Source organism: Rhodococcus (subgen. Prescottella) equi (assembly GCF_003013675.1).
Lineage (GTDB): Bacteria > Actinomycetota > Actinomycetes > Mycobacteriales > Mycobacteriaceae > Prescottella > Prescottella equi.
The window spans coordinates 204,801-230,599 of the sequence record NZ_CP027793.1; the positions used below are offsets into that span (position 1 = coordinate 204,801).

Consider the following 25,799-nt stretch of genomic DNA (forward strand, 5'->3'; position numbering starts at 1 on the left):
TTCGCGCCACCGGAAAGGCGCACAGGCGACGGAGTCGCCTACCCTGTTTTCCGTGACTGCCCAAAACGCGCCCCAGCCGTCCGCAGGTCAGTACGACCTCATCATCGTCGGATCCGGATTCTTCGGACTGACGATCGCCGAAAGGGCCGCGACGCAGCTCGGTAAGCGCGTGCTAGTGGTCGAGCGCCGGCACCACCTCGGCGGCAACGCCTACTCCGAGGCGGAGCCCGAGACCGGCATCGAGATCCACAAGTACGGCGCCCACCTGTTCCACACGTCCAACAAGCGGGTGTGGGACTACGTGAACCAGTTCACCGAGTTCACCGGCTACCAGCACCGCGTCTTCGCGATGCACAAGGGCCAGGCCTACCAGTTCCCGCTGGGTCTGGGCCTGGTCTCGCAGTTCTTCGGCCGGTACTTCAGCCCGGACGAGGCCCGAGCGCTCATCGCCGAGCAGGCCGCCGAGTTCGACGTCAAGGAAGCGGCGAACCTCGAAGAGAAGGGGATCGCGCTGATCGGCCGCCCCCTGTACGAGGCGTTCGTGCGCGACTACACGGCCAAGCAGTGGCAGACCGATCCGAAGAACCTGCCCGCCGGCAACATCAGCCGCCTGCCCGTCCGGTACACGTTCGACAACCGCTACTTCAACGACACCTACGAGGGTCTGCCCGTCGACGGCTACACCGCGTGGCTCGAGAACATGGCGAAGGACGACAAGATCGAGGTCCGGCTGGACACCGACTGGTTCGACGTCCGCGACGACATCCGCGCCGCCAGCCCCGACGCCCCGGTCGTGTACACCGGACCGCTGGACCGCTACTTCGACTACGCCGAGGGCGAGCTGGGCTGGCGCACCCTCGACTTCGAGACCGAGGTCCTGCCGACCGGCGACTTCCAGGGCACCCCGGTCATGAACTACAACGACGCCGACGTGCCGTTCACCCGCATCCACGAGTTCCGCCACTTCCACCCGGAGCGGGACTACCCCACGGACAAGACGGTCATCATGCGCGAGTTCTCCCGGTTCGCGGAGAACGGCGACGAACCGTACTACCCGATCAACACCCCCGAGGACCGGGCCAAGCTCGAGGCCTACCGGGTGCGCGCCAAGGCCGAGGCCGCGGAGTCGAAGGTGCTGTTCGGCGGACGCCTGGGCACCTACCAGTACCTCGACATGCACATGGCCATCGCCAGCGCGCTGTCGATGTTCGACAACACGCTGCGGCCGCACCTTGAGTCCGGCGCGCCGCTGGCCGGAGAGCTCGCGTGAGTGCGCTGCTCCAGCGGGTCCTGCTGCCCAGGCCCGGCGAGCCGCTCGACGTCCGCAGCCTCTACGCCGAGGAGTCGACGACCAATGCCCGGCGGGCGCACGCGACGTCGCGCACGTCGCTGTCGATCGGTGCCGAGTCCGAGGTGTCGTTCTGCAGCTACTTCAATGCGTTCCCGGCCAGCTACTGGCGTCGGTGGACGGTGCTCGAGTCCGTCCTGCTGCGACTGGAGCTGACCGGGCACTGCCGCGTCGACGTCTACCGCTCCAAGGCGGACGGCTCGCGAATCCACGTGGAAGGCAAGGAGTTCCGCGAAGGCGCGCTCGAGTTCGAGGTGGATCTGGGCCCGTTCGAGGACGGCGGTTGGATCTGGTTCGACATCACCACCGACACCGAGGTGGAACTGATCGGCGCCGGTTGGCACGCACCGGTGGACGCTCCCGGTGAGGGGCGCGTCGCCGTCGGTATCCCCACGTTCAACCGCCCCACCGACGCCGTCAAGGCGCTCGCCGCGCTGGCGTCCGACCCGCTCGTGCTCGACGTGATCGACGCCGTCATCATGCCGGACCAGGGCACCCGCAAGGTGCGCGACGAACCCGGTTTCGCGGAGGCCGCGGCGATCCTCGGGGACCGCCTGGCCATCCACGACCAGGGCAACCTCGGCGGTTCCGGTGGCTACAGCCGCATCATGTACGAGGCGCTGAAGACGACCGACAGCCCGTACATCCTGTTCATGGACGACGACATCGAGATCGAGCCGGATTCGATCCTGCGCGCGCTCGCGATGTCGCGGTTCGCGAAGAGCCCGATGCTCGTCGGCGGTCAGATGCTCAACCTGCAGGAGCGCAGCCACCTGCACACCATGGGCGAGGTCATCGACCGCTCCGTCACGATGTGGGCCGGAGCGCCGAACGCCGAGTACGACCACGACTTCTCCCGGTATCCGCTCAGCGACCGCGAGCACTCGAAGAACCTGCACCGCCGGATCGATGTCGACGGCAACGGCTGGTGGATGTGCATGATTCCGCGCGTGTGCGCGGAGGAGATCGGGCTCCCGATGCCGCTCTTCATCAAGTGGGACGACTGGGAGTACGCGCTGCGCGCCCATCGCGCCGGCTACCCCACGGTCACGGTGCCCGGCATCGCGATCTGGCACATGGCGTGGAGCGACAAGGACGACGCCATCGACTGGCAGGCGTACTTCCACCTCCGGAACCGCCTCGTCGTCGCCGCGCTGCACATGCCGGACAGCATCACCGGCCTGGTCCGCCACACGGTCAAGGCCACCGTCAAGCATCTGATGTGCCTCGAGTACTCGACGGTCGCGATCCAGAACCTCGCGATCGAGGACTTCCTCGCCGGGCCCGAGCACGTTGCCGACCTGCTGCCCACCGCGCTTGGCACCGTCCACGCGCTCCGCAAGCAGTACCCCGACGCCGTGGTGCTGCCGTCGTCGACCAGCCTGCCCGAGCCCTCGCGCGCCGACGTCGGCGACGTCGGCCTGCCCACGGGCAAGGTGGCCATCGCCACCCGCCTGGTCAAGGGTTTGGTCCACAACGTCAAGAAGACCAAGCGTGAGCACCTCGACACGCCGCAGCTGAACGTCCCGACGCTCGACGCCCGCTGGTTCCTGCTGTCGCAGGTCGACGGTGTCACCGTCACGACGGCCGACGGTCGTGGCGTCGTCTACCGCAAGCGAGACCCCAAGGTTGCCGCGCGCCTGTTCAAGGAGGCGCTGCGCCTGCGCCGGGAACTGGCCGAGCGGTTCCCCGAGCTCGCCCGTGAGTACCGTGCCGCAGCGCCGGACCTGACCAGCAAGGAAAGGTGGGAACGTGTCTTCGGCATCTGAGGTCCGGATCCTGCAGACCGTCCAGGGCACCATCGGCGCCGCGCCGGCGGTCGTCAAGGCCGCGCGGGGCATGTCGCACTTCGGTGAGCACGCCCTCGGCTGGGTCGCCGTCGCCGGTGTCGGCGCCGCGCTCGACAAGCCGCGCCGCCGCCGCTGGGCAGGTGTCGCCGTCGGCGCCCTCGGTGCGCACGCGGCGTCGATCGTCATCAAGCGCGTCGTCCGCCGTCCCCGCCCGAACGACCCGTCCGTCCAGGTCAACGTGTCGACGCCGAGCAAGCTGAGCTTCCCGTCGTCGCACGCCACGTCCACGACCGCGGCGGCAGTGCTGCTCGGCCGGCTCACCGGGCTACCCTTGCCTGCGGTACTGATCCCGCCGATGCTGCTCTCACGCCTCGTTCTCGGAGTGCACTACCCGACCGACGTGCTCGCGGGGTCGGCACTCGGCGCCGTGTCCGCGGCTGCCGTGCTGCGGGCCGAGCAGAAGTTTGGAGTGAAATGAGCGAGGAGCCTGCAGTCGTCACCGGGCCCCCGAAGACCCTGGCCGGCGGCATCGTCAAAGCCGTCCGCCCGCGTCAGTGGGTCAAGAACGTGCTCGTCCTCGCCGCGCCTCTCGCGGCCGGGTCCGTCACCGAAGCCGACGTGCTGTTGCCGGTCGCGCTCGCGTTCGTCGTGTTCTGCATGGCCGCGTCCGGCATCTATCTCGTCAACGACGCAATGGACGTCGAGGCCGACCGCGCGCACCCGACCAAGCGTTACCGGCCCATCGCGGCCGGTGTGCTGCCGGTCAACATGGCGTACGCCATGGCGGTCGTGCTGCTCGCCGGCTCGATCCTGCTGTCGTTCGTCGCGAACTGGCAGTTGGCCGTGGTCATGGCCGTGTACATCGGGATCCAGCTGGCGTACTGCTTCGGGCTCAAGCACCAGGCCGTGCTCGACATCTGCATCGTCTCGTCCGGCTTCCTGCTGCGCGCGATCGCCGGTGGCGTCGCCGCCGAGATCCCGCTGTCGCAGTGGTTCCTGCTGATCATGGCGTTCGGTTCGCTGTTCATGGCGGCCGGCAAGCGGTACGCCGAGCTGCAGCTCGCGGAGCGCACCGGTGCGAAGATCCGCAAGTCGCTCGAGTACTACACCGGCACCTACCTGCGGTTCGTGTGGACGTTGTCCGCGACCGCGGTCGTGATCTGCTACGGCCTGTGGGCGTTCGAGCAGGATCGCGCCAACGACACCAACTGGTTCGCCATCTCGATGGTGCCCTTCACGATCGCGATCCTCCGCTACGCGGTCGACGTCGACGGTGGCGAGGCGGGCGAACCGGAAGAAATTGCACTGGGTGACCGGGTGCTCCAGTTCCTCGCGATTGCCTGGATCGGAGTAGTAGGTGTCGCTGTCTACCTCGTCTGAGCCGACTTCTGCCGCCGACGAGACCGACACCGAGTCGCGCCCCCTGGGGGAGCGGATCTCGCGTGCGGTCTTCGTCGGCGGTGTCGCGCTGACGGCGCTCCTCTTCGCGTGGGGGGCGTGGCAGCGACGGTGGATCGCCGACGACGGGCTGATCGTGCTGCGCACGGTCCGCAATCTGCTGGCCGGCAACGGCCCCGTGTTCAACGCGGGCGAGCGGGTCGAGGCGAACACCAGCACGTTGTGGACGTACCTCGTCTACGTCGTCGGATGGGTGACCCAGGCTCGGCTCGAATACGTGGTGCTCGGCATCGCGCTCGTGCTCTCCACATCGGCGATCGTGCTGGCGATGGTCACGGCGCGGCGGCTCTACCGGGGCAGGATGTCCGGCCCCACCGTGCTGCTGCCTGCCGGCGCGCTGGTCTACATCGCGCTGGTCCCCGCGCGTGACTTCGCAACGTCCGGGCTGGAAACCTGCCTGGTCATCTTCTGGATCGCCCTGCTGTCGCTGTTGCTGTTGCGGTGGGCGCAGGCGTCCGCGCCGTCGACGTCGTCGATCCTGGTGCTGGCCTTCGTCGCCGGACTGGCACCGCTGGTTCGGCCGGAGATGGCGTTGCTCGGTGCCGGGGCGCTCCTGATGGTGCTACTGGCCACCGGCATGAGCCCACGGCTCAGGGTGGCCGTGATCGTCGTCGCCGGTGCGGTGCCGGTGGCGTACCAGATCTTCCGCATGGGTTACTACGGGCTGCCCTACCCGAACACCGCGGTGACGAAGGAAGCCGGCGGCTCCAAGTGGGGCAAGGGCTTCGAATACCTGCAGAACCTGGTCGACCCCTACAAGCTGTGGGTCCCGATCCTGCTCCTGTGCGTCGCCGGGCTCGTCGTCTGGCTCCTGCGCCGTCCGGTCCCCTCCCGGGAGCCCGCCGCCCCCGATTCTGCGCACTCCTCGCGCGTGCACCGGTTCCGGACCTGGCTGCGCAGTCCCGGTGCCGCGGTGGCTTTCATGCTCGGCAGTGGGATCGTGTCCGCGGCGTACTCGATTCGCGTCGGTGGCGACTTCATGCACGGCCGGACGCTGCTGCCCGCCCTCTTCTGCCTACTGCTCCCCGTTGCCGTCGTGCCGGTGCGACTTCCGACCCGCCGCGATCGGGAGGACCGCCGCGCGATGATCGTCGGTGTCGTGTCGCTGGCGACGTGGGCGGGCGTCGTCGGATGGGCGCTGTGGGCGGCGAACTCCGACGGCATGCCGAACGGCACCGTCGTGGGCCGCAACGGAATCGTCGACGAGCGGGCGTTCTACTCGCTCGAAACCGGCCACGCGCACCCCATCCGCGCCGAGGACTACCTCGACTTCCCGCGGGTCCGGGCCATCGCCGAGTCGATCGCCGCCAGCCCCAACGGCGGCGTCGTCATCTCCGCCGGCAACCACGACTTCATGTACGTCGTTCCGCCCCCGGGTGTGCCGCCGGAGGGCGGCGCCGGGCACACCGTCTTCTTCCCGATGCTGGGGATGGCGTCGATGAACACCTCGCTCGACGTGCGGGTTCTCGACAACATCGGCCTGGCGAACCCGATTGCGGCGCACACCGATCGAATCGAGGACGGGCGCATCGGTCACGACAAGGATCTCGCGCCGGACTGGATCGTCGCCGACGCCGGCATGGTCGGACTGCACCCGTGGATCCCGCCGTTCATGGACGAGCGCTGGGTGGCCGACGCCCGGGTGGCACTGACCTGCCCGCAGACCCAGGACCTGCTCGCCTCGTACCGGGCGGACCTGACGTGGGCGCGATTCAAGCAGAACCTCCGCCGGTCGTTCGAGTTCGCCGACTACCGGATCGACCGGGTGCCGGCCTACGAGATCCAGCGGTGCGGTCTCGAGGTTCCGCAGCCCTGATCGCCGCCGACCGTCGTGTCGGACCAGCGGATTTGTCTCTTTTGTGTAACGCCGAGCCCACCGGAGTCGATGATCATCCAGTGGCGCGACGGCGGCATCGGATGCCGCCGTTGTCGTTTCGAGGGCATTTGTCTATGTGCACCGCGTGACATAAAGTCCTCCGAGCGCAGTGTGACCTGAAACAGGATCGTTATCTCCCTTGCGGTGGTGCGGCCCTGCTTCCCCGACGGAATCGGGTCGGCACGCTCCTCGAGCGGTGCCGCGGACGAAGACGAAGAGAGAGCAGTATCCATGCGTTTTGATCGACAGAGGCTTACCCGGCGCCTCAAGCAGCGCCTGCTCGGTGTGTCCGCCGCAGCGCTGGTCCTGCCGGTGGTTGCCGGAATCGCCGGCACGGCCGTCGCAACGGCAGCGCCTGCCGTGCACCGTGCCCCGGCCGGCGGATACGAGGAAGTCTTCGTCGACTCGAGCATGGGCCCGATCAAGGTTCAGATCCAGTGGGCCGCACGGGGTGGCGACGCTGCCCTCTACCTGCTCGACGGCCTGCGGGCCCGCGACGACGCGAACGCGTGGACCTTCGAGACCAACGCGCTCGAGCAGTACCGCCTCGACAACCTCACTCTCGTGATGCCGGTCGGCGGACAGTCGAGCTTCTACACGGACTGGTACGCGCCCAGCAACTTCAACGGGCAGAAGATCACCTACAAGTGGGAGACGTTCCTGACCGAGGAACTTCCCGCCTACCTCGAGACCCGTGGCGTCTCGCGGACCAACAACGGCGTCCTCGGACTCTCGATGGGTGGCTCGGCGGCCCTCACTCTCGCTGCGTACCACCGCGATCAGTTCAAGTTCGCCGGCTCGCTCTCCGGTTACCTGCACATCTCGGCGCCCGGCATGCGTGAGGCGATCCGCATCGCGATGCTCGACGCGGGCCGCTACAACGTCGACTCGATGTGGGGTCCGCCGTGGAGCCCGAACTGGCTGCGCAACGACCCGTTCGTGTTCGCGCCCAAGCTCGAGGGCCTGTCGATGTACATCTCGGCCGCCAGTGGCCTGCCGGGCAAGTACGACAACCCGAAGAAGGCGATCGACTACTACAACGCCGCGAACGCGATGGGCCTGGAGGCGCTGTCGCTGGTCAACACTCGCGCCTTCCAGCTCAAGCTCGCCTCGCTGAAGATCCCCGCGACCTACAGCTTCCCGGCCAACGGCACCCACGCGTGGGGCTACTGGTCCGAGGAACTGTGGAAGGCCCGCGGCCAGATCCTGAACACTCTGAACGCGTGGTGACATCCCATGACGTGACGTGAGACGCCTTCCCCCGCACAGCTCGTGCGGGGGAAGGCGTCCCGCGTTCGGGCGCAGGTGACTGCGCCCGGCCCGGATCGAAAAATTCACTTACCGCCCCAGCGAGGCAACCCCGCATCGTCCCTTCCGCCGTGTAGTAAGGAAGCGACGTTCTCGGCCCCGAGGGGCGCCCGCCACGACGAAGGAGAGTTGTCCCCATGCGATCAGGTCTCGAGCGGTCGTCGTACCGCGCCGGCACCGAAGGTAGGTGGCGAAGGAGGGCGCTCAGCGTCGCCGCAGCCGCGCTTGTCATGCCGATCGCGGCGGGCATCACCTCGGTCGGTACCGCCGGTGCACAGTCCCTCGGCACCCCCGGTGGCACCGCCACCGTGCAGGCGGGTGCGCCGGGAACCATCAGCAAGGTCGACTGGCTCACCGACCGTCGCGTCGCGGTGTGGGTGAACTCGCCGTCGATGGGTGTCCCGATCCAGGTGCAGCTGCTCCTCGCGCGCGACTGGAACGCCAAGCCCGACGCCAAGTTCCCCGCCGTCTACATGCTCGACGGCATGCGAGCGCGGGACGACGAGAACGGCTGGACGCTCGAGACCGACGCCGAGGCCTTCTACGCGGACAAGAACGTCAACGTCGTGATGCCGATCGGCGGCCAGTCCAGCTTCTACGCCGACTGGCTCGACCAGAACAACGGCCACAACTACCAGTGGGAGACGTTCCTCACCAAGGAACTTCCGCCGATCCTCGAGAACGAGTGGCGCACCACGCAGACGCGTGGCGTCGTCGGTCTGTCGATGGGCGGCACGTCCGCGATGATGCTGTCGGCACGCAACCCCGGCTTCTTCAAGTTCGCGGGCTCGCTGTCGGGCATCCTCACGACCACCACGCTCGGTATGCCGCAGGCCATCTCCTACGCGATGAGCGACGCCGGCGGCTACGACGCCGACGCGATGTGGGGCAACCCCACCAACGACGCGTGGGCCGCCCACGATCCGTACCTGCTGGCCGACAAGCTGAAGGGCATGAGCCTCTACGTCTCCAGCGGTAGTGGCACCACCGGCCCGTACGACCAGCCGTCCGGCATCCCGGGCATCAGCACCAACTACGCGGGTATGGGTCTCGAGATCCTGTCGCGTCTGACGTCGCAGACGTTCACCACCAAGCTGCGCAAGCTGAACATCCCCGCGACGGTCAACTACCGTCCGTCGGGCACGCATTCGTGGCCGTACTGGGAGTTCGAGCTGCACCAGCTGTGGCCCCAGCTCGCCCAGGCGATCGGCGTCGACGCCGACAAGCCGGGCTGCGGCGTGGGCGGTGCGATCGCGCCGGTCGCGAACGGCAACAACTGGCTCGGCGACTGCCTCACCGGCGAGTACTCGGTGCCCGGCGGCGTCGCGCAGGACTTCCGCTTCGGACGCATCTTCTTCTCGCAGGGCTCGGGCGCACAGCCCGTCGCGGGACGTATCGGCGGCGCCTACCAGGGCGCGAACGGACCGGGCGGCGCGCTCGGGTTCCCGACCACCCCGGAGAACGGCACCCCCGACGGCCGCGGCCGCTTCAACCACTTCCAGAAGGGCTCGATCTACTGGACGCCGCAGACCGGCGCCCACGCGGTGAGCGGCCCGATCAGGGACGAGTGGGTCAAGCAGGGCTACGAGACGGGCCCGCTCGGTTACCCGAGGGCCGACCAGAAGAAGCTGCAGGGCAAGGACGGCCTGGTCCAGGACTTCGAGATCGGTTCGATGTACTGGAGCGAGCCGACGGGTACGCACTCGGTCCAGGGTCTGATCATCAAGAAGTACGGCGAACTCGGCTGGGAGGGCGGCTGGCTCGGTCTGCCGCTGACCAATGAGATCGGTATCCGGGACTTCGGCGCCTTCAACCGCTTCCAGGGCGGCAACATCTACTGGAGCCCGGCGAGCGGTGCCTGGTCGGTGAAGAACGGCCCGATCTTCGACGCCTGGGCGAAGGAGAATTACGAGAACGGACGACTGGGCTACCCGATCAGCGACCAGTTCGACGTTCCGGGCGGCGTGCAGCAGAAGTTCCAGCACGGCGTCATCACCGTCAAGGACGGAAAGGCGACCATCGCCTGACGATGGTCCGACTACGCGCGGGGCGGTGACCGGATCGGAGGATCCGGGCGCCGCCCCGCATCGTATGTAGCCTGTTTCAAGACATTGTTTCGACACAGCAAACTCGAGGACTGACATGTCGCACTTCTCCCGTACCCGTTCCGCGCTCGCACGCACCGTCGTGACTAGCGCGCTCGTAGTCGCCGCCGGCGGGCTGCTGGTCGCCTGCGGCGACGACGATTCGTCGGCCACGGGGGAGCCGTCGACCACGTCCGCCGTCGCGTCCACCACCACCAAGGCGCCGTCGAGCAAGACGACGGGTGACGCCGCTACGCCCGCTCCCTCCGGCGGCGGCAGCCAGGCCACGACCGACGCCGTCGAGCAGCAGCAGCCTGTGCCGAGCGGTTTCCCCGGCCCCACCGAGGTGCCGATCGACCCGCGCGGTCAGGCATTCCTGGACGGTCTGAAGAAGGAGGGCATCACGCCCGCCGGTGACGGCCAGATCGCCGTCTCGACCGCCGACTACATCTGTGCCGCGAAGGAACAGGGCAGCTCCAACGAGGAGATCTCCACGTTCGTCACGGCCGCCGTCGGCAGCGAGGCGACCGCGTCGGGCCAGGACATCACGCCCGAGCAGGCCGGCAAGAACGCGGGGATCTACATTCAGGTCGCCCAGGCCGAGTACTGCCGGTAGCCGCGCGTGAGTGTGAGCGGCCGCGGAACGCGGAAGGTCGGGAAGAACCGGGGGCGTAGGCGCTTCGGGATCGTCGCAGTGTTCGCGACGATCCTGGTGCTAGTCGTCGTGGCGGTGTGGTACCTGCTGGCCGGGCGAGTGCCCGAGCCGGGGCCGCCGACACCGCCGGGTCCGACGCCACCGGCGGCCCAGCCGGCGGACTGCCCCGACGTCCAGGTGATCTCGGTGCCCGGCACGTGGGAGTCCAACGCTGCCGACGACCCGTACAACCCGACGGCCAATCCCGCGTCGCTCATGCTCAACGTGACCCGGCCGCTGCAGGAGCGCTTCTCGCCGGACCGCGCCGACGTCTACACGGTCCCGTACGTCGCGCAGTTCTCCAATCCGATCGCGCTCCCGCCGGACGGCCAGGAGTCGTACAACAATTCGCGTGCGGCCGGGACCGCGGCGACGATCGACCTCATCGAGCGCCGGCACGCGGAGTGCCCGCTCACGACGTATCTGTTGACGGGCTTCTCGCAGGGCGCCGTGATCGCGGGCGATGTCGCGGCGCGGATCGGCGCCGGGGACGGCCCGGTGTCGCCGGATCTGGTGCTGGGCGTCGGCGTGATCGCCGACGGCAGGCGTGATCCCGCCGCCGCGCCGACGATCGGGCCGCCGGTCGCCGGTGTCGGTGCGGAGCTGTCGCTCGCGGGGCTGAAGCTGCCCGGGATCACGATGACCGGTGTGCGGCCGGGAGGCTTCGGAGCGCTGGCGGATCGCGCGGTCCAGATCTGTGCCCCCAGCGACGGAATCTGCGACGCACCCGCAGAGGCGCTCAAGGTCGGCAACTGGCTCAGCAGCGCGTCGAGGTTGACCGAGTACTACAACAATCCGATCCATGCGATGTACAACACATTCGTCGTGGACGGCAACGGCACGACCGCCACGCAATGGATCACGAACTGGGCCGCGGACAAGATCGACGCAGCTCCAGCGCCTGCGCACGAGTGATCCGCCGAAAGTCGTAGGCCGAACCGACTCCTCAGTAGCCTCACGAGCGGTAATGTCCGTGCTCGCGACCCGATCACGGGTCAAGGGGGTGGATCCCTATGCTTGATTGGTTGTGCCGGAACAGGCAGGGGGCTGCATGCGTGAACGAGGAAGAAGGCTTTGATGGGTTCCACCGACGTCTCGGACGTCTGCGCGCCGCGCAAGTTCCGGTTCGCGGCCGGCGGCGAGGGTAATGCCGAAGAGGGTGGTGCTCGTCGATTTCTCAAGCTCGCGCAGAAGGCCGAGGAGTTGGGCTACGACAGCTTCATGATCCCCGATCACCTGGGCAACCAGGTGGGGCCGATCGCGGCACTCGGCGCGCTCGCCGTCGCGACGGACAGGATCCGACTGGGCACCGCCGTTCTCGCGAACGGGTTCCGGCATCCCGCGGTGCTCGCCAAGGATGCCGCCACGATCGACGTCCTCTCGGGCGGCCGTCTGGAACTCGGCATCGGTGCCGGATGGATGAAGGAAGAGTTCGACAAGGGCGGCATCGAGTACGAACGCCCCGGTGTCCGAATTGCGAAACTCGAGGAGTCCCTGCAGATTCTGGACACGCTGCTGCGTGGCCAGGAGTGCAACTTCGAGGGCGAGCACTACCGGATCAGCGGCCTCAAGGGCAGTCCCCGTCCGCGGCAGGGCCCGCGTCCGCCGATCGCGGTCGGTGGCGGAGGCCCCAGGATGCTGGCCCTGGCAGCCAAGTACGCCGACATCATCTCGGTGGCAACACCCACCAGTAAGGACGGTCGTCTTCTGCTGTCGGGTATCACGATGGAGAAGACCATCGAGCGGGTCGAACGGATCCGCGACGCCGCCGGCGACCGGTTCGACGACATCGAGCTGAACTGGACCATCACCACGATCATGGTCACCGACGACCGGGAGCAGGCCGCCGAGATGGCGCTGGCCGCACTCGACCAGGGTTTTCCGCCGAACATCGAGGTCGACACCACGTTGTCGGTGCAGGAGCTCCTCGACTCGCCGTACCTGGCGATCGGCACGCACGAAGAGATCGCAGATCAGATCCGTAACGTGCGGGAGAAGACGTCGATGTCATATGTGGGCGTCTTTCCGACTCAGATGGAAGCATTCGCGCCGGTGATCCCATTGCTCCGGGGCGAGTAGACGATGCGCATCTGTAACATGTTGCTGGTTTCGAGTCGATGGACCGACTCGTAGGCGTGTCGTCTACGTCCCGCAAGTTGCGAGTGGCTACAAAGGGAAAGGGTAGTCACGGGCAACGACAAGAAGCAGGCCACGACCGACGAAACAGAGAACTAACGATGAATCCGCGCGGCGAAGGAAGTCTGGGGCGCAACCATGTCGGTTGATGGTTGTGTGATCGCTTCGACAGGAGAAGGAATGAACGCGATGTTCGACGACTACCTCGACGAACACGGCCACATCCGGCTCACGCCGGGGCACACGCTGATCGACTACGTCGACGAGCACACGCGCAACAACGCAGGCGACCTGGTGTACCGCTACGTCGACTACTCGCGCGAGCGTGACGGCGAAGCGCACGAGTTGACCTGGGGCCAGTTCGGTCTGCGTCTTCGTGCTGTCGCCGCCCGTCTGCAGCAGGTCACCGAGTACGGCGACCGCGTCGCGATCCTCGCGCCGCAGGGCCTCGACTACGTGACGTCCTTCTTCGCGGCCATCCACGCCGGTCGTATCGCGGTTCCGCTGTTCGATCCGGACGAGCCCGGCCACACCGACCGCCTGCACGCCGTTCTCGGCGACTGCGAGCCGGCCGCGATCCTGACCGCGACCTCGTCGGCGGCCGGTGTCCGTCAGTTCTTCCGTTCGCTGCCCGCCGCGAAGCGTCCCCGGATCATCGCCGTCGACGCGATCCCGGACAGTGTCGGCGACACCTGGGTCCGTCCCGCGATCGAACTCGACGACATCGCCTACCTGCAGTACACGTCCGGTTCCACCCGGACGCCGGCCGGTGTCGAGATCACGCATCGCGGTGTCGCCACCAACGTGCTCCAGATGGTCGATTCGCTCGGCCTGAGCGAGCACTCGCGCGGTGTCACCTGGCTGCCGCTCTACCACGACATGGGTCTGCTGACCGTGATCCTGCCCGCGCTCGGTGGCCAGTACATCACCATCATGAGCCCGCGCGCGTTCGTCCAGCGTCCCTACCGCTGGATCAAGGAACTCGCGGCGATCGCCGACGGCGCCGGAACGTACGCCGCGGCCCCCAACTTCGCGTTCGAGCACGCGGCGATCCGCGGTCTGCCCAAGGAGGGCGAGCACCTCGACCTGAGCAATGTCATCGGCCTGATCAACGGCAGCGAGCCGGTCACGGTGTCGTCGATGCGCAAGTTCAACGAGGCGTTCGCGCCGTACGGCCTGCCCAAGACGGCGATCAAGCCGTCGTACGGCATGGCGGAGGCCACGCTGTTCGTCTCGACCACGCACCCGTCGGACGAGGCCAAGGTCATGTACGTCGACCGCGACGAGCTCAACGCGGGCCGCATGGTCCAGGTCGACCAGGACGCCCCGGGCGCGGTCGCGCAGGTGGCGTGCGGCGCCGTCTCGCGTAGCCAGTGGGCCACGATCGTCGATCCCGAGACCGCCGCCGAGCGTCCCGACGGCTACGTCGGCGAGATCTGGCTGCACGGCGACAACATCGGGCAGGGGTACTGGGGTCGCGAGCAGGAGACCGCCGAGACGTTCCACAACAAGCTGCTCCAGCGCCTGCCCGCGGACTCGCACGCCGAGGGCGCGCCGGACGACGCGAACTGGCTGCGCACCGGCGACTACGGCGTGTTCGTCGACGGCGAGCTCTACATCACCGGCCGCGTCAAGGATCTGGTGATCGTCGACGGCCGTAACCACTACCCGCAGGATCTCGAGTACTCGGCGCAGGAGGCCAGCTCGGCGCTGCGCCCCGGGTTCGTCGCCGCGTTCGCCTGCCCGGCGAACCAGCTGCCGCCCCAGGTGTTCGAGAACTCGCATTCCGGACTGGTCTTCGACCAGGACGACGCGTCCGAGCAGCTGGTCATCGTCGCGGAGCGTGCGCCGGGTGCCGGCAAGGCCGACCCGCAGCCGATCGCGGACGCCGTTCGCGCCGCGATCTCGGCGCGGCACGGTGTCACTGCGCGCGACGTGCTGCTGGTTCCGGCCGGCTCGATTCCTCGTACGTCCAGCGGCAAGCTTGCCCGCCGCGCGTGCAAGGCGGCGTACGTCGAGGGGACGCTGCGTGGCGGCCACACCCAGACCGCGTTCCCGGACGCCGTTTCCGACTAGATCCTTTTCTGACGGATAGCTTGGTGAGTTGATGGCTGAACACGAGATGACGGTCGCGCAGTTGCGCGAGTGGATGCGCAACTGGATCGCTGAGGCCACCGGGCAACCGGCGGCGGCGATATCCGACGATCGGCCGTTGGAGGAGTTCGGTCTCTCCTCCCGCGACGCGGTCGCGCTGTCGGGGGAGATCGAGGATCTCGTGGGCGTCACGCTCTCGGCCACGGTCGTCTACCAGCATCCGACCATCGCCTCGTTGGCCACCCGCATCATCGAGGGTGAGCCGGATCTGCCTGCGGACGGCGACGACGCCGCGTACTACCGCGGGGGCGTCCCGGGCGGGCAGTCGCACGACATCGCGATCGTCGGCCTCGCGACGCGCTTCCCGGGCGCCGGGCACACGCCGCAGGAGATGTGGAAGCTGCTGATCGAGGGCCGTGACGCGGTCACCGATCTGCCCGAGGGCCGCTGGACGGAGTTCACCGCCGATCCGTATGTCGCGGCCGCCGTCGAGAAGGCCGCCACCAAGGGTGGTTACCTCGACGACGTGCACGGCTTCGACGCCGAGTTCTTCGCGATGTCGCCGCTCGAGGTCCAGAACGTGGACCCGCAGCAGCGGCTGGCGCTGGAGCTGACGTGGGAGGCGCTCGAGCACGCCCACATTCCGGCGAGCGCGCTCAAGGGCCGCGACGTCGGTGTGTTCCTCGGCTCGTCGGCCAACGACTACCAGCTGCTCGCGGTGAGCGATCCGGCGTCGGCGCACCCGTACGCCCTGACGGGCACGTCCACGGCGATCGTCGCGAATCGTGTCTCGTACTTCTACGACTTCCGCGGCCCGTCGATCGCGCTGGACACGGCGTGCTCGTCGTCGCTCGTCGCGGTGCACCAGGCGGTCCGCAGCCTGCGCTCGGGCGAGTCCGAGATCGCGCTGGCCGGTGGCGTGAACATGCTGCTCGCCCCGCCTGCGACGCTCGGCTTCGACGAGGGCGGCGTCCTCACCGAGGACGGCAAGATCAAGGCCTTCTCGTCCGACGCGAGCGGAATCGTCCGCGCCGAGGGCGGCGGCATCGTCGTGCTCAAGCGGCTCGAGGACGCCGAGCGCGACGGTGACACGATCCTCGCGGTCGTCGCGGGTTCCGCGGTCAACCAGGACGGCCGCTCCAACGGCCTGCTCGCGCCGAACCCGGACGCGCAGGCCGACTGCCTCCGCCACGCCTACCGCGACGCGGGCATCGCGCCGTCCGGTGTCGACTACATCGAGGCGCACGGCACCGGCACCATCCTCGGCGACCCGATCGAGGCGGACGCGCTCGGCCGCGTCGTCGGCCGCGGCCGGGACGACGACAAGCCGGCGCTGCTCGGATCGGCGAAGACCAACTTCGGTCACCTCGAGGCCGCCGCGGGCGCGGCGGGCCTGATCAAGGTCGTGCTCGCGCTGCAGGAGGACGTCATCCCGGCGTCGCTCAACTACGCGGGCCCCAACCCGTACATCCAGTTCGACAAGGCGCACCTGCAGGTGATCCCGGAGGCGACGGCGTGGCCGCGCTACACGGGTCAGGCCGTCGCGGGCGTGTCCGGCTTCGGTTTCGGTGGCACCAACGCGCACGTCGTGGTCCGTGAGTACACGGGCTCCGCGAAGACCGACGAGGTCGCGGCGGAGCCGATCGACCTCGACAACGAGAACACCACCATCGAGGCCGAGGCGGAGCGGATGCTCGCCGAGGCCGCCGAGTCGGTCGGGCTCGATGCGGCGTCGGACGCCGTGGAGGTCGCGGAGACCGCGGTCCTGCTGGCGGTGTCGGCGTCGATGCCGTCGCGCCGTCGTCGTGCCGCCGAGGACTTGGCCAACTGGCTCGAGACCGAGGAGGGCAGCCGCACGCCGCTCGCCGACGTCGCGCGCACCCTCGCCAAGCGCAACCACGGCCGCTCCCGCGCCGTCGTGATCGCGAAGAACCGCGCCGAGGCCGTCACCGGCCTGCGCGCCGTCGCCGCCGGCAAGCCCGCCCCGGGCGTGCTGACCGCCGACGCGCCCGCCGCGAAGGGCCCGGTCTGGGTGTTCTCGGGTTATGGCTCGCAGCACCGCAAGATGGCCAAGCAGCTGTACATCGAGAACTCGGTGTTCCGCGCGGCCGTCGACGAGGTCGACGCGCTGATCGAGGACGAGGCCGGCTACTCCATGAAGGAGAAGTTCCTCGACGACTCGATCGACTACGACGTCGAGACGTCGCAGGTCGGCATCTTCACGATCCAGGTCGCGCTCGCCAAGACGCTGCGCCACCACGGGGCCGAGCCGGCCGCGTTGGTCGGACATTCGATGGGTGAGGCCGCCGCCGCATACGTGTCGGGCGGCCTGTCGCTCGAGGACGCGGTCCGCGTCATCTGCTCGCGGTCGCGGTTGATGGGCGAGGCCGAGGGCCTGCTCGAGGGCGACGACATCCGCCTGATGGCGCTCGTCGAGTACAGCTCCGAGGAGATCGAGAAGGTTCTGCCGGACTTCCCGAACCTCGAGGTGTGCGTCTACGCGGCCCCCACCCACACTGTCATCGGTGGCCCCGAGCCCGAGGTGAACGCGATCGTCGCGCGCGCCGAGGCCGAGGAGAAGCTGGCTCGGGTCCTGCAAACCAAGGGCGCGAGCCACACGTCGCAGGTCGATCCGCTGCTCGGTGAGCTGGCGGCCGAGTTGGCCGGCATCGAGCCGTACAAGCTGAAGGTCGGGCAGTACTCGTCCGTCGATCAGGACGCGTACTACCCGGCGGGCCACGCCCCGATCCACCCGGTCGAGTACTGGACCAAGGGTCTGCGGCACAGCGTCTACTTCACCAACGCGGTGAAGGCCGCCGTCGACGCCGGACACACCACGTTCGTCGAGCTGGCGCCCAACCCGGTGACGCTGATGTCGGTCGCCGCGACTGCGTGGGCCGCTGGTGTGGCCGACACCCAGCTGATCCAGACGCTCAAGCGCAAGGAGGACGAGCCGCTCGGCGTGCTCACCGCCCTCGCGCAGCTGTATGTCCACGGGCACTCCGTGGACCTGCCGTCGCTGCTCCCGGCCGGCGCCTTCGCCGACCTGCCGCGCACCGCGTTCCTGCGCAAGCGGCACTGGATCGAGGCGCGGGTCTCCACGTCGGGCAACACCCGCGTCCCGGGTGCGCACGTCGCGCTGCCCGACGGCCGGCACGCGTGGGAGGTGCAGGCCTCCGCCGTCACCGATCTCGGTGCACTCGTCACCGCGGCCGCGGAACAGCTGTTCGCGGACGTCGCGCTGACCGGCGCCGTTGCGCACGGCGACGTGCCGGCGGCCGGGACCCTGACCACCACGCTGGTGCCGCATCTCGGTGGCGCGTCGGTGCAGGTGCACGCGAAGTCCGATGCCGGGTTCGCGCTGGTGTACGACGCGGTCGTGTCGTCCGGTGAGGCGCTGCCCGAGCCGGTGGTCGCCGCGGCCGTGACCGAGCCCGCGGTGTCCGACGAGGTGTCGACCAAGTCCGCGGAATCGTTCGGCGATCGTTGGGATCCGGAGAGCTCGCAGTCGCTCGAGGACCGGCTGACGATCATCGTCGCGGAGTCGATGGGCTACGCGCCGGAGGATCTGCCGGGCGAGATCCCGCTGATCGAGCTGGGTCTGGACTCGCTGATGGCGGTCCGGATCAAGAACCGCGTCGAGTACGAGTTCGACATCCCGCAGCTGCAGTTGGCCGCGGTGAAGGACGCGAGCCTGCACGACGTCGCGAAGTACCTGCGCTACGCGGTGGAGAACCGCGAGGAGGTCGCGGCGATGGCCGCGCAGCAGCAGGCGGACAAGGACGCCGGCGAGACGGTCGAGGCTGTCGCGGCCCCGGTCGCCGAGCAGCAGACGGCGAAGGCTCCGGCCGAGTCCGGCGAGGTCGACGTCCCGCCGCGGGACGCGGCCGAGCGTCTGACGTTCGCGTCGTGGGCCGTCGTCACCGGCAAGTCGGCGCCGGGCATCTTCGGGACGCTGCCGATCCTGGGCGACGAGGACGCGGAGAAGCTGGCGGCTCGTCTCACCGAGCGGTCGGGCGGCGAGATCACCGTCGACGACGTGCTCGACGCCGAGACCATCGAGCAGCTCGCCGAGACGGTACGTCAGCACCTCGAGGACGGCCTGAAGATCGACGGACTGGTGCGCACGCTGCGCCCGCGCGCCGAGGGCTCGGACGCCGTGCCGGTGTTCGTGTTCCATCCGGCCGGTGGGTCGACGGTGGCGTACGAGCCGCTGCTCAAGCGCCTGCCCGCGCACACCCCGATGTTCGGTCTCGAGCGGGTCGAGGGCCCGATCGACGAGCGCGCCGCGGCGTACGTGCCGCTGCTGCGGGAGATCCAGGGTGACGGCCCGTACGTGCTGGCCGGGTGGTCGCTCGGCGGCGTGCTCGCCTATGCGGTGGCGCGGCAGCTGCGTGAGCAGGGCGCCGACGTCCGCGTCGTCGGCCTGATCGACACCGTCATGGCCGGTGAGAAGGTCGAGGACACCCCGGACGAGATCCGGGCCCGTTGGCAGCGCTACGCGAAGTTCGCGAAGAAGACGTACGGTGTCGATGCACCCCTGCCGTTCGATCGGCTCGCGGAGGCGGGCAGCGACGAGGAGCAGATCGGGATCCTGATGGATCTGCTGAAGCTCAGCGGCGCGAAGATCCCCGGCGGCATCATCGAGCACCAGCGGACGTCGTGGCTCGACAACCGGGCCATCCAGACGGCGGATCCGCAGCCGTACGACGGCGATGTCGTGCTGTACATGGCGGACAGCTACCACGAGGACGCGATCAATCTCGAGCCCTCGTTCGGGACTCGACAGCCCGACGGCGGCTGGGGTGACGTGGCGAAGAACCTGGAGGTCGTCTACATCGGTGGCGACCACATCCAGATCGTCGACGAGCCCTACATCTCCAAGGTCGGCGCGGACCTGTCGAACAAGCTGGCCGAGATCGAGAAGCGGAGCAACTGAGTGAGCACCACCACCGCAGAAAAGCTTGCGGAACTGCACGAAAAGCTCGAGCTGTCGAAGGCCCCGGGTAACCCCAGAGCGATTCAGAAGCGCAAGGACAAGGGTCTGCCGACGCCGCGCGAGCGGATCGAGATGCTGCTCGACCCGGGCACGTTCGTCGAGATGGGCCAGTTGGCCCGTCAGCCCGGCGACGACTCCAATCCCTACGGCGACGGCGTCGTCACCGGCCACGGCCTGGTCGACGGGCGGCCGGTCGCGGTGTTCGCGCACGACCAGACCGTCTTCGGCGGCGCGGCCGGCGAGATCTTCGGCCGCAAGGTCGCCGCGGTGAACGACTTCGCCATCAAGATCGGCTGCCCGGTCGTCGGTATCAACGAGTCCGCCGGCGCCCGCATCCAGGACGCGGTGACCTCGCTCGCGTGGTACGCCGAGATGGGCCGGCGCCAGGAGCCGCTGTCGGGCATGTGCCCGCAGATCTCGATCATCCTCGGCAAGTGCGCCGGCGGCGCCGTGTACGCGCCCATCAACACCGACATCGTGATCGCGACCGAAGAGTCGTACATGTTCGTCACCGGGCCGGACGTCATCAAGTCGGTCACCGGCGAGGACGTCAGTCTCGACGAGCTCGGCGGCGCGCGGAACCAGGCCGAGTACGGCAACATCCACCACGTCGCGCCCGACGAGAAGGCGGCGTTCGAGTACGCGCGCCAGTACCTCAGCTACATGCCGTCGAGCTGCACCGAGAAGCCCCCGATCATCAACCCGGGCCTCGAGCCGGAGATCACCGAGGACGACCGGTCGCTCGACGCGTTCATGCCCGACGCCGACAACGCCGGCTACGACATGCACGACGTCCTGCTCAAGATCTTCGACGACGGGGAGTTCCTCGAGGTTCGGAGCCAGTCGGCGCAGAACCTCATCACCGGCTTCGCGCGGGTCGACGGCCGCCCGGTGGGTGTGGTCGCGAACCAGCCGATGCAGCTGTCCGGTGCGCTCGACGCGGCGGCTTCCGACAAGGGCGCTCACTTCGTGCGCGTCTGCAACGCCTACGACATCCCGCTGGTGTTCGTCGTCGACACTCCGGGCTTCCTGGTCGGTGTGGAGCAGGAGAAGGTCGGTGTCATCAAGCGCGGCGGCCGCTTCCTGTTCGCGTACGTCGAGGCGACGGTCCCCAAGGTGACCGTCGTGGTGCGCAAGGCGTACGGCGGCGCATACGCGGTGATGGGCTCCAAGCAGCTCGGCGCCGACGTCAACCTCGCCTGGCCCACTGCACGCATCGCGGTCATGGGCGCCGAGGGCGCGGTGAACCTCATCGGCCGCAAGCAGATCGAGGCCGCCGGCGACAACGCCCCCGCGGTTCGCGCGCAGCTCATCAACTTCTACAACGAGCACGTCGCGACGCCGTACATCGCGGCCGAGCGCGGCTACATCGACGCCGTCATCGAACCGTCGACCACCCGCCTCGAGATCCGCAAGGCACTCACCCTGCTCCGCGACAAGAAGGTGTTCAAGAACCCGCGCAAGCATCATCTGCTTCCGTTCTGACCTCTTCGTCTCCAAGCTGAAGGGACCCTTTGTGCGCTCGCAGCGCATGAATGGTCCCTTCAGCTCTTCAGTGGGTCGGCCGGGGCCGCATGCGGAGCGGTGGCCGCGGTCTGGACCGCGCCAGTTCGTAGTGCGCGCGCAGGTCTGCCAGCGCGCGTTCCGGGGAGTCCCGCAACTGCCGTGGGATGACGGCGAGCACGATGATGCCCTCGCTTTGCATGCGTGCCCGCCGTGCGAGCGTGGCGTCGTACTCGTCGGGTGACAGATGCCAGTCGAGCGAGTCGATTTCCCACGCGAGGGCGACCTCGTCGATCCAACCGTCGGGTCGTGCCACGAATGTGCCCGCCCTCGTCTCGATCTCGCGGTTGAAGTGCATCGGCGGAAGACCGCTTCGGAGCCACAACTGTCGGGCGTCGGCCTCGGCCACGGAATGGATGTCGGCGCTGACCTCGCGCAGAATTTTCCTGGGTAGTGCCGATCCACGATTGCTGCCCGACTCGAGTTCGTCTGCGAGCGTGGCGGGCGAGACATCGCCACGCTGCACTGCCTCCGCAAGTAGCGCCCGTGCTGCAGAGGTTGTGGTGCATCGTCTGGCGGCATCGAGCAGCGCTCGGGGTAGCGGGCTGCAGGCGAGTCCACTCCGATCCACCGGCGTCGGTAGCCGGGTCGTCCGCTCCACCACGAGGAAGCCTGTCGACTGCATCCGCCGCGAATGGTCGAGGAGCACATGCACGTCGGAGAACGATTCGGATGATCGGTATCCGTGTTCGGCCAGCGCCGCGCGCCCGGTCAGCATCGAGCCGGTTCCGCAGTAGAGCAACGCCGCGGTGCGCCGCTCGCGCTGACTCGGTACGCCGTTGTGCATGAGCACGAGGCCGGGCAGTATTCGTTGCCACGGCCCCTCGGGCCTGCATCGAAAGCTGATCGCCGAACCGGACATCCCGGCTTCGAGAAGGTCTCGCACCCGCACGATGCCGCTGACCGCGAAGCGGCGGAGCTCGCGAAGTGCGTCCGCGCTCCAATGTCGTCGTCCCATGCGCACAGCTTGGTGGACGGTCCGGTGGGTCAGAGCTGACGAGCGACGCGGATGCGTCCGCCTGTGGATGAACGTGCGGCTGTGGATAAAGCTGAAGGGACCCTTCATACGCTGGGAGCGCATGAAGGGACCCTTCAGCTGAGAAGAAACCAGCCTACGGCTCGTACACCCGCATGGTGCCTGGCGACCAGAAGCCGGATCGGGTGACTTCGCGGGTCTCGACGGTGGTGGGCTGGGCGTCGGGGTAGTGCCGGTCGTACCGTTCGAGCGAGCCCCAGTCGCGGCCCCAGTCGTGGTTCAGGTAGGTCGGGATGGTGGTGGCGCTGGAGAGCATTTCGGTCCAGCCGAGGGGGCCGCCGTTCTCGAGGGACTGCCAGGTGTCGGTGGAGCTGACCGCGAGGGGCCGGTCCGGCAGGATCCGGTACTCGGGCATCTCGGCGACGCCGTTGAGGTGGTCGAACGGGCGTTGGCACGGGAACTGCAGTCCGACGGCCCAGTCCAGCAGTACGGGTCGTTCGTTGCCGACGACGGTGCCGAGCGATTGGAGCTTCGGGACGCGGGGCGGCGTGAATGCGAGCCACTGGTCGCCGGTGAGGTTGGGGTCGCTGGCGTTGATCCGCACGACGTCGGTGTCGGCGGGCAGTTCGTCGATCGGGACGCGCAGGTTGCGCCACGACGGGGCGGGGCCGATGTCGCGGGGCACGTAGGTGCCTTGGACGTCGACGGTGCCGTCGGCCTGCCGCTTGCCGTATTCGACGACGAGGGACTGGCCGTAGTTGGTCTGTCCGCTGATCTGGTCGACGGAGAAGATGCGGCCGGCGGCGGACAGCACGACGAGCGGGGAGTCGTCGCTGCGTTCGGGCAGCTGGTACCAGCTGGACACGACGGACGCCGACTGCTGGATGCCGTCCTGGTAGCTGCCGAGGACGGGGGTGCGGGCCGGGTCGAGTCCGAAGGGCAGTTTGACGGTGCTGCCGTTGACGCCGAGCGCGCCGACGCCGCCGGTGGTGCCGGAGCCGGAGCCGGTCTCGAAGCTCGGTCCGATGCTCTGGCCGTCGGTGTTGCCCATGCCGGCCTTGACCTCGACGTAGTCGGCGGTCAGGTCGTCGGGCACGCCGTTGGGGGTGAAGCCGACGGGCTTGCTGCCGGCGAGCGGATCGCTCGGGTCGGCGAGTGGGTTGGCGGGGTCTGCGATGGGGGTGAGCGCGCCGTCGTTGGGGTCCGATTCCACCAGCACGTCCTCGGCGAGACCACAGGTCTTGCCGGCGAGGGCTTCGACGTTGGAGCGGCCGAGCGAGTACGCGGGGTACTGCGACACCGCGCCCTTGAGCATCGACAGGACCTCGAACAGCACCATGGCGCCGGCGACGACGGTGAGAGGTGCGGCCGCGAACTTGCGGATCCGTCGGCCCTTGGCGGTGCCGGGCTTCGCCGGCGGCGGCGCGTAGCCCTCGCGCAGGTACTGCCATGCGACGAGTGCGACCGACAGGCCGAACAGCACCAGGAACAGGGTGCTCGATTCGCGGCCGCTGAGCTGCACGGTCTTGTCGAACCACGGGACGCCGTAGCTGGAGACGTACCAGTAGCCGTTGATGCCGGAGAACGACAGCGCCAGCACGAACAACAGTCCGGCGAGGAACATTGTGCGGTTGCGCCGCGAGCGCAGTGCGCTGGCGGACACGACGACGGCGGTGAGCGCGGCCAGTGAGCCGGCGATGCCCGCGTACGCCCCGAAGTGGTGGGTCCACTTCGTGGGGTTGAACATCATGAAGAACATCGTTCCGAAGACGATGCCCATCAGACGCCACGACGGACCGGCGGCGACGCCGGGGATCCGCTTACGGCGCAGGAACACGAACAGCACCGTGAACAGGCACAGCAGCATCGTCAGGAACGCGAAGCGGCGGGCGAGCGAGCCGTCGGTGGTCTGGACGAACAGGAAGTAGTAGCGCTGGTAGTCCTGGAACCACTCGAGGTTCGGGCCGATGATCGTGCGGACCCGGGTGGCTTCCATGACGGTGGAGAACGTCTGGTCGGCGAAGACGACGACCAGGACCAGCGTGCCGGCCGCGGCGAGCGGCAGCAGCTGCGAGAAGGTGCCCACCTGGCGGCGTCGTCGGACGATGAGCCGGGTGATGGGGCGCAGACCGGCCAGCAGCGCGGCGATACACATCAGTCCGGTGGGGGCCGCGGCCAGCGTGAACGCGCCGACGAGGGCGGCGATCGCGGCGGGCAGCAGACGTCGGGTGCCGATGGCACGTTCGATCGAGCACCAGGTCAGCAGCGCGCCGACGGCGACGATCGGTTCGGGGCGCAGACCGTTGTTGTAGGGCAGCCAGAACGCGAGGAACACCAGGCCCGCGGTCCACAGCGCGACACGGTTGTGGCGTACCGCCCGTCCGAGGCGCGGGATCACCTCGCGGCTGATGACCATCCAGCACAGGATCGCGGCGAGGAGCGCGGGCAGACGCATCCACGGGCTCGCGGTGGAGATCTTCGCCATGAGGGCGAGGACGTCGTAGTACCAGCCGAACGGGGCCTCGGGGACGCCGAACCAGCGGAAGTAGTTGGCCATGTAGCCCGAGTGCTCGGAGGCGCGGGCCATCGTGAGCAGGTAGCCGTCGTCGGCGGTGTTGGCGCCGAAGAAGTGCCAGCCGACGAGGGTGCCGACGACGACGCCGTCGACTGCGGTGAGCTTCCACCAGCGGGACGGCAGGAAGCGGCGGGCCCGACGGCCGTCCGCGCCGTCGAGGCGGTGCAGGGCGACGAGCGAGATCAGGGTGGCGAGGATCGCGCCGATCATCGCGATCAGCTTGACCGCGGTGGGGCTCGACGAGAACCGGGAGTCGATGTCCATCGAGAACTGCAGACCCGGGACGCTCTTGCCGGCGAGGTCGGTGAAGATGCCGACGACCTGCGGCCGGTAGTCGAATATCATCTCGCCGACGAGGGGCTTGCCGTCGTCGTCGGTGAGGCCGACGAATTCGGCGGTGGTGCCGTTGACGTCGGAGGCGATCGAGATCTCGCTGCAGCCGGATTCGACGTCTTCGCGCGGCGCGGTGGCGATGACGACGTTCCGGTTGAGGACGTCGACGGACTCGCTGGACACGCGCACGAACATCGCGTTGACGGGCGCGTCCTCACCCTGGGCGGGCGCGGTGGCGAGCAGGATGCCGCCGGCCTCGGGCATCTCGGCGACGGCCCGGCAGGGGATCGTCGCGGACAGCGACGTCGGTACCTGCGACATCAGCGGCGCCTCGACGTTGGCGGCGACGCCGTTCTCGGGCCACGACACGCTCGCTGCGGTCTGGGTGACCGGCAGGAACGGCGTCGCCAGCGCCAGCAGTAGGCCGACCAGGCCGGTGACGACGGCGATCAGCCGAGCGTTGCGGAGATCCGCTTTTCGGGGTCGGGAAGCCGGCGGCGGTGAGCCTGCTTCGGGTCCGGGAGCGGGGACTGTCACAACGTCGGGCACGGTGTTCGATCGTAGG

At 68.5% G+C, this 25,799-nt stretch carries 15 protein-coding genes; 13 read left to right on the plus strand and 2 right to left on the minus strand.

The window, feature by feature from the left end:
* Positions 1-52: 52 nt before the first annotated feature.
* From glf to C7H75_RS00970, 13 genes are all read left to right on the plus strand, one after another.
* A complete protein-coding gene (gene glf, locus C7H75_RS00910) occupies positions 53-1,270 on the plus strand; it encodes a UDP-galactopyranose mutase (protein ID WP_005516324.1) in 1,218 nt (405 codons plus the stop codon).
* Positions 1,267-3,117, plus strand: coding sequence for a glycosyltransferase (locus tag C7H75_RS00915; RefSeq protein ID WP_084848820.1), 1,851 nt, complete (start codon positions 1,267-1,269; stop codon positions 3,115-3,117). Before glf ends, C7H75_RS00915 begins: the two co-directional genes overlap by 4 nt.
* On the plus strand, positions 3,101-3,616 hold the full coding sequence (locus C7H75_RS00920; protein ID WP_022593358.1) for a phosphatase PAP2 family protein: 516 nt from the start codon (positions 3,101-3,103) through the stop codon (positions 3,614-3,616). Before C7H75_RS00915 ends, C7H75_RS00920 begins: the two co-directional genes overlap by 17 nt.
* Complete coding sequence (locus tag C7H75_RS00925) at positions 3,613-4,518, plus strand: decaprenyl-phosphate phosphoribosyltransferase (RefSeq protein WP_005516321.1); 906 nt, start codon at positions 3,613-3,615, stop codon at positions 4,516-4,518. The genes C7H75_RS00920 and C7H75_RS00925 overlap by 4 nt, the downstream gene beginning before the upstream one ends.
* Positions 4,496-6,412, plus strand: coding sequence for an arabinofuranosyltransferase AftB family protein (locus C7H75_RS00930; RefSeq protein ID WP_084925054.1), 1,917 nt, complete (start codon positions 4,496-4,498; stop codon positions 6,410-6,412). Before C7H75_RS00925 ends, C7H75_RS00930 begins: the two co-directional genes overlap by 23 nt.
* A gap of 291 nt (positions 6,413-6,703) precedes the next feature.
* Positions 6,704-7,702: an alpha/beta hydrolase gene (locus C7H75_RS00935; RefSeq protein WP_005516318.1), complete on the plus strand. Its 999-nt coding sequence runs from the start codon at positions 6,704-6,706 to the stop codon at positions 7,700-7,702.
* Between the two features lie 215 nt (positions 7,703-7,917).
* Positions 7,918-9,807: an alpha/beta hydrolase-fold protein gene (locus C7H75_RS00940; RefSeq protein ID WP_013414512.1), complete on the plus strand. Its 1,890-nt coding sequence runs from the start codon at positions 7,918-7,920 to the stop codon at positions 9,805-9,807.
* A 115-nt stretch (positions 9,808-9,922) separates the two neighbouring features.
* Positions 9,923-10,480 (plus strand): DUF732 domain-containing protein, encoded by a 558-nt coding sequence (locus C7H75_RS00945; RefSeq protein ID WP_013414513.1) that lies wholly within the window; start codon positions 9,923-9,925, stop codon positions 10,478-10,480.
* A gap of 6 nt (positions 10,481-10,486) precedes the next feature.
* Positions 10,487-11,473 (plus strand): cutinase family protein, encoded by a 987-nt coding sequence (locus tag C7H75_RS00950; RefSeq protein WP_175271765.1) that lies wholly within the window; start codon positions 10,487-10,489, stop codon positions 11,471-11,473.
* 162 nt (positions 11,474-11,635) lie between these two features.
* Positions 11,636-12,637, plus strand: a complete 1,002-nt coding sequence (locus tag C7H75_RS00955) for an LLM class F420-dependent oxidoreductase (RefSeq protein ID WP_005516313.1) — start codon at positions 11,636-11,638, stop codon at positions 12,635-12,637.
* A 237-nt stretch (positions 12,638-12,874) separates the two neighbouring features.
* Positions 12,875-14,770: a long-chain-fatty-acid--AMP ligase FadD32 gene (fadD32, locus tag C7H75_RS00960; protein WP_005516312.1), complete on the plus strand. Its 1,896-nt coding sequence runs from the start codon at positions 12,875-12,877 to the stop codon at positions 14,768-14,770.
* A 31-nt stretch (positions 14,771-14,801) separates the two neighbouring features.
* Positions 14,802-19,727, plus strand: coding sequence for a polyketide synthase Pks13 (gene pks13, locus C7H75_RS00965; RefSeq protein WP_106850836.1), 4,926 nt, complete (start codon positions 14,802-14,804; stop codon positions 19,725-19,727).
* The gene (locus C7H75_RS00970; protein ID WP_005516310.1) at positions 19,728-21,272 is read left to right on the plus strand and encodes an acyl-CoA carboxylase subunit beta; all 1,545 of its coding nucleotides are present in this window, start codon (positions 19,728-19,730) and stop codon (positions 21,270-21,272) included. It abuts the gene before it with no gap.
* 67 nt (positions 21,273-21,339) lie between these two features.
* Here the strand turns inward: C7H75_RS00970 and C7H75_RS00975 are convergent, their stop codons facing one another.
* Together C7H75_RS00975 and C7H75_RS00980 are read right to left on the minus strand one after the other, a co-directional pair.
* Entirely contained in the window at positions 21,340-22,308 is a 969-nt protein-coding gene (locus tag C7H75_RS00975) for a hypothetical protein (protein WP_084868103.1), read from the minus strand.
* A 154-nt stretch (positions 22,309-22,462) separates the two neighbouring features.
* Positions 22,463-25,783: an arabinosyltransferase domain-containing protein gene (locus tag C7H75_RS00980; RefSeq protein WP_106850837.1), complete on the minus strand. Its 3,321-nt coding sequence runs from the start codon at positions 25,781-25,783 to the stop codon at positions 22,463-22,465.
* Between the last annotated feature and the right edge of the window lie 16 nt (positions 25,784-25,799).